The following is a 17932-nucleotide window of genomic DNA, read 5'->3' on the forward strand; positions in this document are numbered from 1 at the left end:
CTCGTACACCAGCAACCAGGAGACAACCATGCCCCGCATTTCTTCGCCCGCGCTCCGTCGCCACGCCCTTGCCGCCGCTGCCATCGCCTTGGTCAGCGCCGGAGCCCAGGCTCAGGAGACGGCTGCCGCCGCTGACAAATCCGACGGCCTCAAGCTGAATGCCGTCGTGGTGACCGGCACGTCCACCGCCAAGTCCAAGATGCGCACCAGCGTCGCCATCTCGACGATCGAGAGCGAGGGCGTCACCGCCGTCACCGCCGCGAGCGCCACCGACGTGCTGCGCGCCGTGCCGGGTATCCGTGCCGAGGCCAGCGGCGGTGAATCCAACGCGAACGTGGCCGTGCGCGGCATCCCCGTCTCTGCTGGTGGCGCCCGCTACATCCAGTTCCAGGAAGACGGCCTGCCGGTCCTGCAGTTCGGCGACATCGCCTTCGCGACGCCCGACACCTGGATGCGTGCCGACGCCGCCTTCGAGCGCCTGGAGGTGGTGCGTGGCGGCTCGGCCTCCACGCTGGCCACCGGCGCGCCGGGCGGCATCATCAACTTCCTCAACAAGACCGGCCTGGAGCAGGGCGGCAGCATCCAGCTGACCAAGGGCCTGGACTTCGACCAGACCCGCATCGACTACGGCTACGGCGGTCGCCTGGCGCCCAAGACGCGCTTCTACATCGGCGGCTTCTACCGGGTCGGTGACGGCGGCCGCAAGGGTGCCGACGGCACCGAGAACGGTGGCCAGATCCGCGGCAACGTGACGTTTGAGCTGTCGGGCAAGGACTACGTCCGCTTCAGCTTCAAGCACTTGGACGACCACACGCCCACCTTCATGCCCACGCCGGTGCGCTACGTCGGCGGCAGCATCCAGGAGATCCCGGGTCTGGACCCGCGCCGCACGGCCTTCTACAACGCCGGCTGGCCGCTCGACAACACGCTGACCAACACCAACGGCCGCGCCAACAGCAACATCCGTGACGGCCTCTCCGCCAAGAGCGATGGCTTCGGCGCGGACGTGAGCCTGGACGCGGGCGGCGGCTTCCGCCTGCAGAACAAGTTCGCCTGGACGAAGAACAGCGGTCGCTTCATCGGCATCTTCCCGGGCGACGACGTCTCCGCGGCCCCTGCCGGCACGACCATCGCGACCGGCGCCGACGCCGGCAAGACCTACACCGGCAACAAGTTCACCGCGGTCGTCTTCAACACCAAGGTCGACGATGCCGGCCTGCTGGCCAACGACCTGAAGTTCTCCAAGGACTTCGACCTGGGCGCCGGCAACCGCGTCAGCGCCGTCGCCGGCCTCTACACCTCGGTGCAGAAGCTCGACCTGACCTGGAACTTCAACCAATACTCGCTGTCGGCCGACGAGAGCGGCGCCAAGCTGCTGAATGTGCCGGGCGTGACCAACGGTGCGCCGGGCTTCGGCGGTTGCTGCAGCAACTTCCAGGACAGCAAGTACACGACCAACGCGCCCTACCTGGTGCTGAACCTGGATTCGGGCCCGTTCTCGGGTGACTTCAGCCTGCGTCACGACAGCAACAAGGCCAGCGGCAACTACTTCCAGTCCAACGCCGGCAAGGCCTACGACCTGACCAAGCCCAACCTCATCGACTACAAGTTCGGCCGCACGTCCTACTCGCTGGGCGGCAACTACGAGCTCGACAAGGACCTGTCCGTCTTCGCCCGCTACTCCGACGGCGCGGCCTACAACGCCGACCGCATCACCTTCTTCAACAACCCCAACCTCGTCAACGGCAAGAGCTCGACCATCCCCGTCAACAAGGTCAAGCAGACCGAAGTGGGCGTGAAGCTGCGCGGCAACGGCTACAGCCTGTTCGCCACGCTGTTCGACGCCAAGACCGACGAGGTCAACGTCGACGTGACCACCACACCGATCGTCGCCAAGGCCAACAGCTACCGCAGCAAGGGCCTGGAGCTCGAAGGCTCGGCACGTTTCGGCCTGGTCAGCCTGCTCGGCGGCCTGACCTACACCGACGCCAAGCAGGCCGATGGCCGCGCCCCGAAGCGCCAGGCCAAGTTCGTCTATCAGCTCACCCCGACGCTGAACTTCAGCGACGAGCTCACCGCCGGCGTCGGCATCGTGGGCACGAGCAAGAGCCAGGACGACGGCCCGACCGGCCCGCTGACGATCACGCTGCCGGCCTACACGGTGGTCAACGCCTTTGTGACCTACAGCCTGACCCCGAAGGCCACGCTCACGCTCGCGGCGAACAACCTCTTCAACGAGATCGCCTACACCGAGAGCAACGACGGTCGCGGTGCCGCGCGGGCCTACACCGGCCGCACGCTCAAGGCCAGCCTGCGCTACAACTTCTGAGCCCGGCGGCCATGCCCAGCCTCGTCCTCGTCATCGGCGAGGCCCTCGTGGACGAGTTCCACGACGGCCACGTCGCGGGCGGCGCGCCGTTCAACGTGGCGCGCTCGCTCGCGGCCTTGCGCGCACCGGTGCGCTTTGCCAGCCGCATCGGCGAGGGCGATGCCGCGGGTCGCCTGGTGCTCGACAGCGCCGTGAAGTTCGGCCTCGACGTCGGCGGCATCCAGCGCGATGCCGCCCACGCGACCGGCCGGGTCAGCGTGCACGAGGACGCAGGCGGTCATCGCTTCGAGATCCATGCCGATGCCGCCTGGGATCACCTGCAGGCCATCGACACCACGGGTGCCGGCATCGTCTACTTTGGCAGCCTGGCGCAGCGGCACGCCGCCTCTCGGGCTGCGATCCGGGCTGCGGTCAAGCGAGTCAGTTGCCCCCGGCTGCTCGACTTGAACCTGCGGCCCGGCACGGACACGCCCGCCCTTGCGGCTGAATCGCTGATGCTGGCCGACTGGGTCAAGATCAACGAGGACGAACTCGACCGTCTGCTCGGCTGGTTCGAGCCCGAGCTCCCTGCATTGATGGCGCGCTTCGCGTTGCACCGACTGGTGGTCACCCGGGGCGAGGCCGGCTATGCGCTGTACGGCGAGCAGGGCCGGCAGATCGCGGGCGGGGAGGGCGTGGCCCAGCCGGCCTTCGTCGACAGCGTCGGTGCAGGCGACAGCTTCACGGCCATGCTGTTGGCTGGCCTCTCGCTGCAGCGCCACCTGCCCGCCACGCTCGCACTGGCCAACCGCTACGCCGCCATGATCTGCGGCGTGCGCGGCCCGCTGCCTGCCGACCCGGCGGCTCTCACGCCCTGGCGCGAGGCGCTGCACGCACTGCCCCCTGAAGAGGCTCGCGCATGAACAAGCCCCACCTGTCGTTCACGCAGATCGTGAACATGAACGTCGGCTTCCTGGGCATCCAGTTCAGCTTCGGCCTGCAGCAGGCCAACATGAGCCCGATCTACCAGATGCTCGGCGCCGAGGGCAAGGATCTGCCCTACCTCTGGCTCGCCGGCCCGATCACCGGCCTGCTGGTGCAGCCCATCATCGGCGCGATGAGCGACCGGACGACCCACCGCTGGGGCCGGCGCACGCCGTACTTCCTGATCGGTGCGCTGTTGTGTTCGCTCGGTCTGCTGGCCATGCCCTTCAGCCCGGCGCTGTGGTTCGCGGCCGGCCTGCTGTGGATCCTGGACGCCGCCAACAACGTGACGATGGAGCCCTATCGGGCCTATGTCAGCGACCGGCTGCGCGAAGAGCAGCATGCCGCGGGCTTCCTGACGCAGGCGTCCTTCACGGGGCTGGCGCAGACCCTGGCCTACCTTACGCCGAGCCTGCTCGTGTTCTTCGGCATGAACAAGGACGCGCTCGGCGCCAACGGCATCCCGGTGGTCACGACGCTGGCCTTCATCGTCGGCGCGCTGTTGTCGTTCACGACCGTGTGGTGGTCGGTGCGCAAGGTGCCCGAGCTGCCGCTGCCCGCCGAGGAGATGGCCCGGCTGAAGGCCTTGCCGCGCGGCATGGGGCCGGCGCTGGCTGAAATCTGGAGCGCCGTGCGCGAGATGCCGCCGACGATGCGCCGCCTGTGGTGGATGGCGCTGTTCCAGTGGTACGGGATGATGTGCTACTGGATCTACATCGTGCCGACGCTGGCCGCCACGGTGTTCGGCACCGACGACCCGCACAGCGCGGGCTTCCGGGACGCCGCCCTGCTCAATGGGCAGGTGGGCGGCTTCTACAACGCGGTGGCGTTTGTGGCGGCCTTCGCGATGGTGCCGTTCACCAAGCGGCTCGGTGCGAAATGGGTGCACGCCTTCGCCCTGTTCGCCGCGGCCGCGGGCATGTGGGCGCTGCCGGGCATTCGCACCGAAGGCTGGCTGCTGTTCCTGCCGATGGTCGGCATCGGCTTGGCCTGGGGTTCGATCATGGGCAACCCCTACGTGCTGCTGGCCGGCAGCATCCCGCCCGAGCGAGCCGGGGTCTACATGGGCATCTTCAACATGTTTATCGTGATCCCGATGCTGATCCAGGCGGTCACGCTGCCGCTGTTCTACGACAGCCTGCTGGGCGGTCGCCCCGAGAACGTCATTCGCCTGGCCGGCGTGCTGTTGGCCGCCGCCGCGCTCTGCGTCCTGCGCGTGCGCACCGAGAAGTGATCATGAAGAACCAAGTTCAACTCATTACCTACGTCGACCGCCTCGGCGGTCGGCGCGACGGCGCCGATCTGGCGCGCCTCAAGCGCCTGCTGTCCGAGCCCGGCGCGCCGCTGGCCGGCGTGTTCGGCGGCGTGCACCTGCTGCCGTTCTTCCACGCGATTGACGGGGCTGACGCCGGCTTCGACCCGATCGACCACACGCAGGTGGACCCGCGCCTGGGCGGTTGGGACGACATCAAAGCCCTGACTGACGAGCTGGATGTGATGGCGGACGTGATCGTCAACCACATGTCGGCCGAGTCCCCGCAGTTTCTGGACTATTCGGAAAAGGGTGATGCCTCGCCCTACGCGGGTCTGTTCCTGACGCTGGACGGCGTGTTCCCGAACGGCGCGACCGAGCGGGAGCTGCTCACGGTCTACCGGCCGCGCCCGGGCCTGCCGGTGACCTACGCCACCCTCAAGAACGGCGAGCGCCGCATCCTGTGGACCACGTTCACCCCGGCGCAGATCGACATTGCCGTGCACCACCCGCAGGGGCGTGCCTACCTCAGCGGCATCTTGAAGACCTTTGCCGACAACGGCATCCGCATGGTGCGGCTGGACGCGGTGGGCTACGCCATCAAAAAGGCCGGCGACAGCTGCTTCATGATGCCGGAGACGTTTGACTTCATCGGCGAGTTCGCCGGCGAAGCCAAGGCGCTGGGCATCGAGGTGCTGGTCGAGATTCACTCCTACTACCGGCGGCAGATCGAGATCGCGGCCAAGGTGGATTGGGTTTACGACTTCGCGCTGCCGCCGCTGGTGCTGCACGCCTTCAGCTTCCGCACCGCCACGGGGCTCAAGCGCTGGATTGCAGTGCGCCCGACGAACGCGCTGACCGTGCTGGACACGCACGACGGCATCGGCATCATCGACATCGGCGCCGATGCCTCCGACCGCACGGCCCACCCCGGCCTGGTGCCGCCGGACGAACTGGACCAGTTGGTGGAACGCATCCACGCGGCCAGCCAGGGGCAAAGCCGCAAGGCGACCGGCGCGGCGGCCAGCAACCTCGACCTTTACCAGGTCAACTGCACGTTCTTCGACGCCATGGGGCGCGATGAGACGAACTACCTGCTCGCGCGCGCCGTGCAGTTCTTCCTGCCCGGCGTGCCGCAGGTGTACTACGTGGGCTTGCTGGCCGGCCACAACGACATGGAGTTGCTGACCCGCAGCCAGGTGGGGCGCGACATCAACCGCCATTACTACGACGCGGCGGAGATTGCGAGTGACTGCCAGCGCCCGGTGGTGCGTCGGTTGATCGATCTGATCCGCCTGCGCAACGAGCACGCCGCCTTCCAAGGGCAGTTCGAGGCGCCGCCCAGCGACGACGCCGTGCTGCATTTGCGTTGGACGCACGGTGACGCCTGGGCCGAGTTGCGCATCGACTTCGCCGCAGGCACCCACAGCCTCACGCACAGCACCGAGGCCGGCGGCAGCGCGGCGTTTGCCTTCAGTTGAGTGTCAGGGTCGGGTCGCAAAATCCGCAGGTCAACAAACCTGTGGGAGACCCGAGCATGTGGAAATTGATCGTCGGCTTCATCGCTTTTGCAGCGCTGGCCCTGTTCATCCTGACCAAGAGCGGCGGCAATATCGATCTGAGCGGCGAGAAGCACGATGTGGCCGGTGGCCACGAGCCGGCCGCGTCGGCAGCAGCCCCGGCTGAAGCGGCGTCGGTGGCCGCCTCCGCAGCGTCTCAGTGAAGTTCCGGCGCCTCGCCGCCGCCGCGCTGAGGCGCCACCTGCGGCAGGCGCATCAGCATCTGCGTGCCCTGGTTGGGGGCTGATTTCACTTCAATCTGACCGCCCAGCACATTGGTCACGATGCTGTGCACGATGTGCATGCCCAAGCCCGAGCCGCCCGTGCCCAGCTTGGTGGTGAAGAAGGGGTCGAAGATGCGGCGCCGCACGGATTCGTCCATGCCGCGGCCGTCGTCGATGACGCTCAATTCCACCTCGCCGTCGTGCAGGCGGCGGCAATGCACACGCACCGCCCCTTCCGGCAGCCCCTCGAAACCGTGCAGCAGGGCGTTCATCAAGAGGTTGGTCAGCACCTGCCCCAAGGCGCCGGGGTAGCTATTCATGGCCAGACCGCGGGTCAGGTCGGTCTCGATGACGTAGGGCGTGTGTTTGAAGCTGGGCTCCACCATCACCAGCACGTCTTCCACCACCTTGGCCAGGTCGAAGTCCCGGCGCAGGTCGGCCGCTTGGTCGATCGCCACCTGCTTGAAGTCGCGCACCAGGTCGGCGGCCTTTTGCACGTTGCGCTGCAAGATGTCTTGGCCGCGCCGGGTGTCGCGCGCCAGTTCTTCCAGCGTGCTGCGGCGCATCTGCACGGTGCCGGCCAGCATGGCTTCCAGTTGCTTGTAGCGGTCGTCCAGGGCTGACACCACGGTCAGCGCGTTGCCCAGCGGCGTGTTGAGTTCGTGGGCCACGCCGGCCACCAGCCGCCCCAGCGAGGCGAGCTTTTCCGACTCCACCAACTCGCGCTGCGCCTTCTGCAGCGTCGCCAGCGCGTTGGACAGTTCGGCGTTGCTGGTGGTCAGTTCCGCCGTGCGCTGCGCCACGGTGGCTTCCAGGTTGAGGTTGTGCTGGCGCAGGGCCTCGAACGCTGACAGCAGCGCCTGCCGCATGCGTTCCATCGCCATGCCCACGCGGGCAATTTCATCGGCGCCGCCCACATGCAGCGGCTGCTCCAGGCGGCCGGCGGCCAGGGCTTCGGCGGCGCCTGTCAGCTCGGTCATCGGGCGCAGCACGAAGCGCTGCAGCACCCACAGCATCAGGATCAACGACAGCGTCAGCGTCAAGCCGCTGCGCCACACGGTGCGCCAGACCTCAGCCTGCTTGGCCTGCAGCAGCGGGGCCGCGCTCATGTGCACGGTGAGCTTGGCGATCTCTCGGCCGTCGCGCTGGATGGGGCGGGTGTGGCTGAGCACCAGGTCGGCCTCCGGTGCATCGCCGGGGCGCTGCTGCGACAGGAACGGTGCGGAGGACGCGGGTTCGATCACCTGCACAGACACAAAGCGCGGGTCGTCCATCTGCGCCTTCACCATGGGGTCGGCCAGATCCGGCGAGACCTGCCACACCGGCTCGGCCAGCGACAAGGCCATCACCTCCGTGGCGCGAGCGAGGTCACGCTTGAGGTCTTCCATGGCCGTGGCCCGGGTCTTCTGGCCGTCGTACAGCAGCACGGCGGTGGTGGGCAATAGCAAGCCAAGCAGCAGCGCAACAACCACTGCGAACGTCAGCGTGTTGCGCTGCCAGCCGAAACGGCTGCCGAGCGCAGCGTGAGGCGCGGCGTGGGTCGCAGGGGAGGGCGAGGACAAGGGGCGGTCCGGCATGGGCAAGGCGGGTCCGAGGGGCCAAGGCCGCTTCAGTGTAGGCCGCGCAAAAGCGGTGGAAATCCGCATTCGCCAGGGGGTTGTCCCGGGTTTTCCCCGGGGAGAGTGGGTGCCTGAACAGCCAAAAGCTGGCGCCACAATCCGCCGCCAGAAAGGCGCTCGGACAGCGCTTGCCCTTGGAGAAGAACAGTGAAGCGTTGGGTTGGCCTGGCGGCGTGGTTCGCTGCCTGCATCGGGATGAATGCGGCGTCTGCCGAAGGCACGTTGAAGATCGGCATGGTTGCGGGGTTCACGGGCCCCGTCGCGAGCATCGTGCAGGAAAGCGCCGATGGCGCCCGGATCTATTTCGAGTCGATCAATGCCCAGGGGGGCATCAAGGGCCAGAACATCGAACTGGTCACGCAGGACGACAAGTACGACCCCGCGCAATCGGCCGCCGGGGCCAAGAACCTCGCGTCGCAAGGCGTGCTGGCGCTGATGCTCAGCCGCGGCACCTCCACGACGGAGGCCATGTTGCCGGTGCTCAAGGAAAACAAGCTGCCGCTGGTGGCGCCGGCCACGGGGGCATCCAGCCTGCGTGACCCGCTGCAGCCGTGGGTCTATCACCTGCGCGCCAGCTACCAGAAGGAAGCCGAGCGGGCCGTGAAGCACCTGGCCGGCATCGGCGTCAAGCGCATCACCATCGTGCAGGTGAACGATGCGTTCGGCAACGACGCCGGCAAGGGCGCGATCAAGGGGCTGGACGACGCCAAGTTGCGCGCGCTGTCGCACCTGCGCTTCGACCGCAACAAGCCCGAGCTGGCGCCCACGATGCAGGCAATCACCAAGTCGGGCATCGAAGCCATCGTGCTGATCGGCCCCGCGTATGCCGTGGTGGAAGGCGTGGCCGCGCTGCGTGCAGCAGGGTCCACCGCTCACGTGGCCACGCTGTCCAACAACGCATCCAGCGACTTCGTGAAGCAGCTCGGCGAAAACGCCCGCGGCGTGGTGGTCACGCAGCTGTTCCCGTACGAGCGTTCCACCGCCAACCCCATGGTGCGTGAGGCGCTGGGCCTGGCCAAGGCCGCCGGCAAGTCAGAACTGACGCCAGCCCAGCTGGAAGGCTTCGCGGCCGCCAAGCTGGTGGTGGAGACGCTCAAGCGCACGAACGGCAAAGACATCACCCGTGAAGGTTTTGCCAAAGCCATCGACAGTGCGCGCATCGACCTCGGTGGCCTGCAGGTGCACTACACCGACAAGGACCACAACGGTCTGGAATTCACCGACGTGTCCATCATCGGCCCGGACGGCAAGTTCTGGCGTTGACCGCTCGCCCCGGGCCCGCCGTGGGGCCTGGGTGGGCTGGCCCGACCCGCGCCGCGCGATGATGCAGCCCCGCGTTGGTGGTTGTGCAGGGAGGGTGTGATGGATCTGGGTTTGAAGGGCCGCTGGGCCCTGGTGTGTGCGGCCAGCAAAGGCCTGGGGCGCGGTTGCGCCGAAGCGCTGGTGGGCGAGGGCGCGAACGTCGTGATCACCGCGCGCGGCGAGGCCGACCTGCAGGCCACGGCCGAGGCGCTGCGCCGCCTGAACCCCGCAGTGGAAGTGCGCACCGTGGCGGGCGACATCGCGACGCCGGAAGGCCGTGCGGCCGCACTGGCCGCCTGCCCGCAGGTGGACATCCTCATCAACAACGCCGGCGGCCCGCCGCCCGGTGATTTCCGCGACTGGGGGCGGGAGCAGTGGCTCGCCGCACTGGACGCCAACATGCTGGCTCCGATCGAGCTGATCAAGGCGACCGTCGATGGCATGGCCGCCCGTGGCTTTGGTCGGGTCGTGAACATCACCTCGGGCGCCGTGAAGGCGCCGATTGATGTGCTGGGCCTGTCCAACGGCGCGCGCTCCGGCCTGACCGGATTCGTGGCCGGCGTGGCGCGCCAGCCGCGACTGGCCGGCGCCAACGTGACGATCAACAACCTGCTGCCCGGCGCGTTCGACACCGAGCGCCTGCGCAAGACCTTGGCGGCCGGCGCCGCGAAATCGGGCCTGACGGCGGAAGACGCGGCGGCCCGGCGTCGTTCCAGCATCCCGGCCCAGCGCTTCGGCACGGCGGCCGAGTTCGGCGCCATTTGCGCCATGCTGTGCAGTGAGCAAGCGGCTTACTTGACCGGGCAGAACATCCTGCTCGACGGCGGCAACTACACCGGAACGTTCTGATGAAGTGGTTCAAACGACTGAGCCTGGGCCTGCTGGTGACCGTGGGTGTGCTGGGCCTTGCGGTGTGGTTGCTGCTGCGCGGCAGCCTTGCGCGGCTGGATGGCGATGTGGCGTTGCCCGGCCTGCAAGGGCCCGTGGAGGTGCAGCGTGACGAGCGGGGCTACGTCACGGTGACGGCCGAGCACCGGCTGGATGCCGCGCGGGCGCTGGGCTGGGTGCACGCGCAGGAGCGGTTCTTTCAGATGGACCTGATGCGCCGCAACGCGGCGGGAGAGTTGTCGGCGCTGGTGGGGCCGAAGGCGTTGGAAGTGGACAAGCAGCGGCGCCTGCACCGCTTCCGTCACCGGGCAGAGTTGGTGGTGAAGCGGCTTTCGCCCGAGGAGCGCGCGTTGGGCGAGGCCTATGCCCACGGCGTGAATGCCGGCTTGGCCGCACTGGCGGTGCGGCCGCCGGAGTACCTGCTGCTGCGCCAGTCGCCCCAGCCCTGGGTTCCGGCCGACTCGCTGCTGGTGGCCTACGGCATGTACCTGGACCTGCAGCGCGGCCAGGGGCGCGACGACATCGCCAACGGGCTGCTGAAGCAGGCCGTGCCGGCCGACTGGTACGCGTTCCTGGTGCAGCACAGTGCCGATTGGCAGGCGCCGTTGGACGACAGCCGCGTGTCGGCCGTGCCGCTGCCCGAGTCGCCGCTGCCCGCGTGGCTGCGCGGCGCCAAGGTGGCTTGCAGCGACTGCAGCCTGCAGGACGCGCGAGACATCGGCAGCAACAACTGGGCCGTGTCGGGCGCGCGCACCGCCGACGGCCGCGCCATCGTGGCGGACGACATGCACCTGGGCCTGCGCGTGCCGGGCACGTGGTTCAAGGCGCGGCTGAAGTGGAAGGCCGAGGGCCAGGCGCGTGAGGTGGCGGGCGTCAGCCTGCCTGGGGCGCCGCTCATCGTGGCGGGCAGCAATGGGCATGTGGCCTGGGGCTTCACGAACACGACATCGGACTGGTCGGATGTGGTGAGCCTGCCGCTGAGCGCCAACGGCCAAGGGTATGTGGTGGCCGGGCGCGACATGCCCTGGAGCCGGGCGGTGGAGCGCATTGAAGTGGCCGGGCAGGCGGCGGTGGACTTCGAGGTGCGTGAAACGCCCTGGGGGCCCGTCATGCCCGAGCGGGCACCGGCCGGGCGGGCCTACGTGCTGCGCTGGGTGGCCCACGACCTGGACGCCATGAACCTGCGCCTGATGCAGATGGAGCAAGCGCGCAGTGTGGACGACGCGGTGCGCTTGGCCGCCAGGGCGGGCATGCCCGCGCAAAACCTGATGGTGGCGGATGCGCGGGGCCGCATCGGCTGGACGGTGATGGGGGTCATTCCGCGCCGCGTGTCGACGCAGGACATGGCCGTGCCGCAGGACTGGAGCGACGGCCGCTCCGCCTGGCAGGGCGCCGTGCCTGCTGCCGACCAACCCCGCGTGGTAGACCCGGCGGATGGCCGGCTCTGGACCGCCAACGCCCGCATGGTGGGCGGCGATGCGCTGCGATTGCTGGGCAACGGTGGCTATGACCTCGGCGCCCGCGCGCAGCAGATCCGAGACGCCCTGCGGGCCCGCAACACCTTCGACGAGGCGGCGCTGCACGCCATCCAGCTCGACCACCGCGCGGTGTTGCTGCAGCGCTGGCGCCAGTTGCTGCTGGACCGCGTGCTGACGCCGGAATTCGTGGCCGCTCACGGCCTGGCCGACTACCGCGAGCAGGTGGACAAGACCGCCGATGCAGCCCGCCCCGAAGCCGTGGGCTACCTGCTGGTGCGCAGCTTCCGGGAGCAGACGCTCAAGACCGTGTTCGCCCCGTTGGCGGCGCGGCTGGAAGCCGAAGGCTCGCGGCTGCGCGACCTGATGATGGTGCCGGAGACCCCGGGCTGGGCGCTCATCCAGGCGCGCCGGGCCGACACCTTGCCCGAGGGTCACGCCAGCTGGGAGGCGCTGCTTCAACGCGCGGTGCTGGACAGCCGGGCCGAGTTGCTGGGCAAGTTCGGCAGCCTTGGCGCCGCGCACTGGGGCGCGGAGAACCTGACGGCCATGCGCCACCCGCTGTCGGCCGCGGTGCCTGCGCTGGGGCGCTGGCTCGACATGCCCGAGGCGCCCATGGCCGGCGACAGCCACATGCCGCGGGTGCACAACCACGGCCATGGCCAAAGCGAGCGCATGGTGGTGTCGCCGGGGCATGAGGAAGACGGCTTGCTGGTCATTCCCGGCGGCCAAAGCGGGCATCCGCTCTCGCCGTACTACCGCAGTGACCATGCCGCGTGGCAGGCCGGCGAAGCGCTGCCCTTCTTGCCCGGGCCGCCGCAGCACCGCGTGTCGATGCGGCCCTGAACACCGTGCCCATGCCCGCCCATGCTCGACCGAGGAGCCTGATTCCGGCGACCCGGCTCGTGTGTCCGACGGATGCGGGCCACCGGGTGGCCTGGGCACAATTCGCGGCTCGCAAAAAGCTTTCCTGGAGGACCTGATCATGAACAAGACCCTGATTGCCCTCGCGCTGACCGCCCTGGCTTCGTCGGCCATGGCCCAGACCGAAGAAGCCGGCTCCGCGGTGGAGAAGTGCTCGAAGAAGCTGGGCGTGCTGGCCGTGGCCGAGCCTCAGCATGGCTGGAACTACCTGTCGCAATACGGCCTGGGCTCCCCGGCCGCGTTGTTGCGCATGATGGTTCAGCAGTCGGGTTGCTTCGACGTGGTCGAGCGGGGCCAGGCCATGCAGAACATCCAGCAAGAGCGGGCCCTGGCCGCCGCTGGCGAAATGCGCCAGGAGTCCAACATCGGCAAGGGCCAGATGCAGGCGGCCGACTTCGTCATGACGCCCAATGTGCAGGTGGGTGCCAACACCAGCGGCGGTGTGGGGGGCTTCCTGGGCGGCAAGCTGGGCATCATCGGCGCGATTGCGGGCGGCTTGAAGTTCAAGGACGCGTCCACCAGCCTGATGCTGGCTGACGTGCGCTCCAGCATCCAGGTCGCGGCGGCTGAGGGCAAGGCCAGCAAGATGGACTTCTCCATCGGCGGCTGGGGCTTTGGCGGCGGTGCCGTGGGCGGCATGGGCGGCTACACCAGCACGGCCGAGGGCAAGCTGATTGCCGCCAGCTTCCTGGACAACTACAACAAGATCGTGCTGGCCATCCGCGACCAGGCCAGCCTGGTGCGCTCGGGCAGTGCATCGGGCGATGCCAACGCGGCTGCGTCCACCCCGGCGGCGGCCCCGATTCCGGCGGGCCAGATGCTGGCGGCCAAGATCTCCAACGTGAAGGCCTACGCGCAGCCGTCGCGCGACGCCAAGGTGGTGGCCACGCTGAACCGCAGCGATGAACTGGTGGCCACGGGCGAGGTGAAGGACGGCTTCGTGAAGGTGGACGCCGCCAACTTCAGCGGCTGGGTGCAGCGCACGCTGGTCATGCCCATCGGGCGTTGAGCATGAAGGTCGCGTGCATCACCGGCGCGGGGTCCGGCATCGGCCGTGCGGTGGCGCGTGCGCTGGCGGCCGAGGGCTGGAGTCTGGCCTTGATCGGGCGGCGCGAGGCTGCGCTGCGCGAGACCTGCCCCGACGCGCTGGTGCTGCCCACCGACGTGACGGATGAGCAGCAGGTGGCCGCAGCGTTCCAGTCGCTGCAAGCGCACTTCGGCCGGCTCGATCTGCTGTTCAACAACGCCGGCATCGGCGCGCGCCCGGTCTCGGTGGATGAACTCACCGTGGCCGAGTGGCGGGCGGTGGTGGACACCAACCTCACCGGCAGTTTTCTGTGTGCACGCGCCGCGTTCGGGCTGATGAAAGCCCAGCAGCCGCGAGGTGGCCGCATCATCAACAACGGCTCCATCTCGGCCCACGCACCGCGGCCGTTCTCGGCGCCTTACACGTCCACCAAGCACGCGATGACCGGGCTCACCAAGGCCCTCAGCCTGGACGGCCGGGCCTTCGACATCGCCTGCGGACAGATCGACATCGGCAACGCCGCCACCGACATGACCGACAAGATGGCCGCCGGCATCCTGCAAGCGCACGGGGCGGTGATGCCCGAGCCGCGCATGGATGTGCAGGACGTGGCCCGGGCCGTGGTCTACATGGCCGGCTTGCCGCTGAGTGCCAACGTGCAGTCCATGACCGTCATGGCGACGCACATGCCTTTCGTCGGCCGCGGCTGAGCCATCGCACAATTCCGGCATGGCTGTTTTTCGTACCTTGCTGCGCCTGGCGGTGATCGTGGCCGGCGCTGTGGTGGGGCTGGCGCTGTTTCTGCTGGCTGCCTTGGCATTCGTCGTGTTTGCGGTGGTGCGCCTGCTCACCGGTCGCAAGCCCGACCTGACGTTTCGCGTGAACCGCAACCCTTGGGCCAGTCGCAGTCAACCGGCCGGTGACGTGGTGGATGTGGAGGCGCGCGAAGTGGCCGAACCTGGCGTTGCATCAGCCCCGACGCCGGCCACTCGCACCGCGGCGTTGCCTCTGCGGGGGCCGGAGCAGGGCTGAACGGCGGAGCGCCGGTGGCCGAGGCGCTGAGGCCTTGCCGCGCGGTCCGTCAGGGCAGTTCCACCGGGCCGTACCAGGTGCGCGCGCTGCTGCGGTTGTTGTCGCTGTCGGTCATGACCGCCATGCTGCTCAGCGCGCCCGGGGCCTCGCCGAAGGCCCGCTGGAAATCGGCGGCCAGGTCGCGACGGTGGTCGCGCCAGCGGCGCAACTCGGCAGGACCCGAGTCCACCACGATCTTTCGGATGCGGTCGCTGCGCGGGTTGATCACGACCGTGCCCACGGGCAATTTGCTGTCCCAGACGTACATCAGCGTGGCGTAGGGCGGCATTTCGCCCGTCAGCGCCTGGGCCAGCTCGAACTTCATGCGGGTGCGCAGCGGCAGCCGCTCCATGTCGCCATCGAAGCCGAAGATGACCCGTGCCACGGAATCCTCGTGATCGACCTCCGAGACGTCGGCCCCGGGGATCAGGCTTTGTACCCACCAGGAAAAGCGCACTTCGCTGACATCGGAGCGTGTCGGTTGAATCCGTTTGCGCCAGATGCTGGCCGAGCGCTCCGAGTACGCCATCAGCGCGGCGCGCCCGTCCTTTTGGGTCCAGCTGTAGCGCGTGGCGGCTTTGCCTGGCAGGGGCAACGATTGCCAGCCATCGGCGTCCACCGCGGTGGGGGGCGGCGGGCTGGCGCAGCCCATCAGGGCCATCGCCAGGGCACCAGCGAGCACCCAACGGCCGTGAGCGCGAGAAGCAGGGAACATCACCAAACCTTGCGTTGCAGTTCTTCGAGGATTTCCCCGTAGATACGGTAACGGCTGGCGCTGATCAAGCCTGCGTCGACCGCGGCACGCACGCCGCAGCCCGGTTCGTGAACATGTGAACAGTTGTGGAAACGGCAATCGGCGTGTTCGCGCAGATCGGGCATGTGCCGCCACAGCTGGGCGGCGTCGATCTGGCGCAGGCCGAACTCCTGAAAACCGGGCGAGTCGATCAACGCGGTTGCGTGGCTGGGGTCCGTCCAGTACCACTGCGTGGTGGTGGTGGTGTGGCGACCGGAATTGAGTGCCTGCGAGATTTCGCCCACCTGCGCCTGCGCGTCGGCCACCAGCAGGTTGATCAGGGTGCTCTTGCCGGTGCCGCTGGGGCCCAGCACGAAGCTGCGCTGGCCTTGCAGCCAGGGCATCAGCGTGGCGCGGGAGCCCTCGGGGTCGGCCTTCAAGGCCACCTCGAACACGGTCAGGCCCATGGCGCGGTAAGCGGCCAGCCGATCACGCGCCGCGGCGGTGGCGGGCAGGTCGGTCTTGTTGAGCGCAATGGCGGCGCGAATGCCCGCTGAATCGGCGGCAATCAACGCGCGGCTGAGCTGGCTCTCGCTGAACACCGGCTCCACGGCCACCAACACAAGCAACTGGTCGAGGTTGGCGGCGAAGCTTTTGGTCTTCCATTCGTCTTGCCGGAACAGCAGGTTGCGTCGCGGTTCGACCGCTTCAATCACGCCTTCGTCAGCGCTGGCCGGAGCAAAGCGCACCTGGTCGCCGACGACTGCGTCGCTCTTCTTGCCGCGTGGGTGGCACACCAGGCGCCGGCCGTCGGCGTCTTCCACGATGTAGTGGCGGCCGTGGCCGCGCACCACCAGGCCCAGGTCCAGCGCCTGGAACTTGCTCATGCGGCCGAGGCTTCCGGCAGGGCGCTGACCTGCGCCGCGCAGATGGCGTCGTTCAATGTGAGCCCGTTGCGCGAGTGCGTGGTGTAGCTGACCGTGCACGCGTTGAAGCTCACCAGCAGTTCCGGGTGGTGGTCTTGCGCGTGGGCAATCTCGGCCACGGCGTCCACGAAGGCCATGGTCTGGTAGTAGTTGTCGAAGCCGAAGCGGCGCGCGATCAAGCGGTTCTCGGGGTCGGGCGTCCAGCCGGGCAGGGCGGCCAGCACGCGGGCGCGGGTGTCGGCATCCAGCAGCGGGGCCTTGGGGTCACATTGGGCGAGGAGCAGTTCGTTCATGCCAGGTCGAAAAGAGGAGTCGGGGCGGGCGTTCAGGCGGCCGCCAGCGCGGCCAGGCGTTCGGCAGCCGGCGGGTGCGAGTAGTAAAAGCGCGCGTAGACCGGGTCCGGCGTCAGCGTGCCGGCGTTGTCTTCATGCAGCTTGAGCAGGGCCGAGGCGAGGTCCGGGCCGCTGGCCTGGGCGCGGGCGTAGGCGTCGGCCTGGAACTCGTCGCGCCGCGAGAAATGGCTGGCGATCGGGGTGACGAAGAACCCGAAGCTGGGGCCCACCAGCAGGAAGAGCATCAAGGCCAGGGCGTCATTCGGGGCCGCCAGGCTGGGTTGCACGCCCAGGCCGAGGTAGAAGGCCGGTTGCTGGGCCAACCAGCCCAGCAGCGCGAAGCCGGCCAGGCTCATGGCGAACATCAGCGCAATGCGTTTGGTGATGTGGCGGTGTTTGAAGTGGCCCAACTCGTGCGCCAGCACGGCCTCCACCTCGCCGCCGTTGAGCTTGGTGAGCAAGGTGTCGAAGAACACCACCCGCTTGGCCGGGCCGAAGCCGCTGAAGTAGGCGTTGCCATGGGCCGAGCGGCGGCTGCCGTCCATCACGAACAAGCCCTTGGCGGCAAAGCCGCAGCGGGCCATCAAGCGCTCCACGCGCTCCTTCAGGGCGGTGTCGGTCAGGGGCTCGAACTTGTTGAACAGCGGCGCAATCAGCGTGGGGTAGAGCACCATGACGAGCAGGTTGAAGCCCATCCACGCGCCCCAGGCCCACAGCCACCAGCGCGGGCCGGCCGCGCCCATCAGCCACAGGATCAACGCCACGATGGGCAGACCGAGTGCGGCCCCCACCAGCAGGCCTTTGAACAAGTCGGCCACGAACAGCCGCAGGTTGGTGCGGTTGAACCCGAAGGCCTGCTCGATGCGGAAGGTGGACCACCACTCCCACGGCAGGTCCAGCAGCGAGCCAATCAGCACGAAGCAGCCGATCAAACCCAGCTGATACCCCATCGGCTGCCAGCCAGCCGGCAGCGCTTCGCTCCAGGCCAGCACGCCGGTGTTCAGGTGATGCAGGCCGCCCAGCAGCGTCCAGCCCAGCAGCACCGCGGCGTTGAAGGCCAGCGCCAGCAGCCCGAAGCGGGCGCGTGCCACGGTGTAGTCGGCCGCCTTTTGGTGGGCCGCCAGCGTCACGTGGCCCTCGAAGGCCGCGGGCACGGCCCCGCGATGGGCGGCCACGTGGCGGATTTGGCGCGAGGACAGCCAAAACTTGGCAAGGGTGGAGGCAGCGAGAGCCAGGGCAAACGCAAGGGACAACAGCGTGGCGGACATGCACCGAAGTTTAGGCTGCGAGAATTCTGGCCATTACCTG

16 protein-coding genes are annotated in these 17932 nt (G+C 68.5%); 11 read left to right on the top strand and 5 right to left on the bottom strand.

The genetic code is table 11. The annotated features are described in order from the left end of the window. The first annotated feature begins 28 nt into the window (after positions 1-28). The 5 genes from ACG01O_RS05985 to ACG01O_RS06005 are packed head-to-tail and all read left to right on the top strand — an operon-like array spanning position 29 to position 6267. The gene (locus ACG01O_RS05985; protein ID WP_394382274.1) at positions 29-2329 is read left to right on the top strand and encodes a TonB-dependent receptor; all 2301 of its coding nucleotides are present in this window, start codon (positions 29-31) and stop codon (positions 2327-2329) included. A gap of 11 nt (positions 2330-2340) precedes the next feature. Next, positions 2341-3231: a PfkB family carbohydrate kinase gene (locus ACG01O_RS05990; protein WP_394382277.1), complete on the top strand. Its 891-nt coding sequence runs from the start codon at positions 2341-2343 to the stop codon at positions 3229-3231. Next, the gene (locus ACG01O_RS05995) at positions 3228-4526 is read left to right on the top strand and encodes an MFS transporter (RefSeq protein WP_394382280.1); all 1299 of its coding nucleotides are present in this window, start codon (positions 3228-3230) and stop codon (positions 4524-4526) included. Before ACG01O_RS05990 ends, ACG01O_RS05995 begins: the two co-directional genes overlap by 4 nt. Positions 4527-4528: 2 nt before the next feature. Continuing rightward, the gene (gene gtfA / locus ACG01O_RS06000; RefSeq protein WP_394382282.1) at positions 4529-6025 is read left to right on the top strand and encodes a sucrose phosphorylase; all 1497 of its coding nucleotides are present in this window, start codon (positions 4529-4531) and stop codon (positions 6023-6025) included. A gap of 56 nt (positions 6026-6081) precedes the next feature. Then, entirely contained in the window at positions 6082-6267 is a 186-nt protein-coding gene (locus ACG01O_RS06005) for a hypothetical protein (RefSeq protein WP_394382284.1), read from the top strand. Here ACG01O_RS06005 and ACG01O_RS06010 read toward each other — a convergent pair. Next, positions 6261-7889 carry a sensor histidine kinase gene (locus ACG01O_RS06010; RefSeq protein ID WP_394382286.1) on the bottom strand — a complete coding sequence of 543 codons (1629 nt, stop codon included), beginning with the start codon at positions 7887-7889 and terminating at the stop codon, positions 6261-6263. The genes ACG01O_RS06005 and ACG01O_RS06010 overlap by 7 nt on opposite strands. A gap of 204 nt (positions 7890-8093) precedes the next feature. Between ACG01O_RS06010 and ACG01O_RS06015 the strand changes: the two genes are divergently transcribed. From ACG01O_RS06015 to ACG01O_RS06040, 6 genes are all read left to right on the top strand, one after another. Continuing rightward, positions 8094-9209, top strand: a complete 1116-nt coding sequence (locus ACG01O_RS06015) for an ABC transporter substrate-binding protein (RefSeq protein WP_394382288.1) — start codon at positions 8094-8096, stop codon at positions 9207-9209. 99 nt (positions 9210-9308) lie between these two features. Beyond that, positions 9309-10097 (top strand): SDR family oxidoreductase, encoded by a 789-nt coding sequence (locus ACG01O_RS06020; protein ID WP_394382290.1) that lies wholly within the window; start codon positions 9309-9311, stop codon positions 10095-10097. Beyond that, positions 10097-12457, top strand: coding sequence for a penicillin acylase family protein (locus tag ACG01O_RS06025; protein ID WP_394382292.1), 2361 nt, complete (start codon positions 10097-10099; stop codon positions 12455-12457). Before ACG01O_RS06020 ends, ACG01O_RS06025 begins: the two co-directional genes overlap by 1 nt. Positions 12458-12596: 139 nt before the next feature. Then, positions 12597-13544, top strand: a complete 948-nt coding sequence (locus tag ACG01O_RS06030) for a CsgG/HfaB family protein (RefSeq protein ID WP_394382294.1) — start codon at positions 12597-12599, stop codon at positions 13542-13544. 2 nt (positions 13545-13546) lie between these two features. Beyond that, the gene (locus ACG01O_RS06035) at positions 13547-14272 is read left to right on the top strand and encodes an SDR family oxidoreductase (protein ID WP_394382296.1); all 726 of its coding nucleotides are present in this window, start codon (positions 13547-13549) and stop codon (positions 14270-14272) included. A gap of 19 nt (positions 14273-14291) precedes the next feature. Then, positions 14292-14594: a hypothetical protein gene (locus ACG01O_RS06040; protein ID WP_394382298.1), complete on the top strand. Its 303-nt coding sequence runs from the start codon at positions 14292-14294 to the stop codon at positions 14592-14594. Positions 14595-14643: 49 nt separating this feature from the next. Here the strand turns inward: ACG01O_RS06040 and ACG01O_RS06045 are convergent, their stop codons facing one another. The 4 genes from ACG01O_RS06045 to ACG01O_RS06060 are packed head-to-tail and all read right to left on the bottom strand — an operon-like array spanning position 14644 to position 17892. Beyond that, a complete protein-coding gene (locus tag ACG01O_RS06045) occupies positions 14644-15348 on the bottom strand; it encodes a DUF3047 domain-containing protein (protein ID WP_394382300.1) in 705 nt (234 codons plus the stop codon). Continuing rightward, positions 15348-16253, bottom strand: coding sequence for a ribosome small subunit-dependent GTPase A (gene rsgA / locus ACG01O_RS06050; protein WP_394382302.1), 906 nt, complete (start codon positions 16251-16253; stop codon positions 15348-15350). The genes ACG01O_RS06045 and rsgA overlap by 1 nt, the downstream gene beginning before the upstream one ends. Then, positions 16250-16585, bottom strand: a complete 336-nt coding sequence (locus ACG01O_RS06055) for a 4a-hydroxytetrahydrobiopterin dehydratase (RefSeq protein ID WP_394382304.1) — start codon at positions 16583-16585, stop codon at positions 16250-16252. Before ACG01O_RS06055 ends, rsgA begins: the two co-directional genes overlap by 4 nt. 32 nt (positions 16586-16617) lie before the next feature. After that, on the bottom strand, positions 16618-17892 hold the full coding sequence (locus ACG01O_RS06060; RefSeq protein WP_394382306.1) for a M48 family metallopeptidase: 1275 nt from the start codon (positions 17890-17892) through the stop codon (positions 16618-16620). Between the last annotated feature and the right edge of the window lie 40 nt (positions 17893-17932).

The sequence above is a fragment of the Pelomonas baiyunensis genome (assembly GCF_043555935.1).
GTDB classification, from domain to species: domain Bacteria; phylum Pseudomonadota; class Gammaproteobacteria; order Burkholderiales; family Burkholderiaceae_C; genus Pelomonas; species Pelomonas baiyunensis.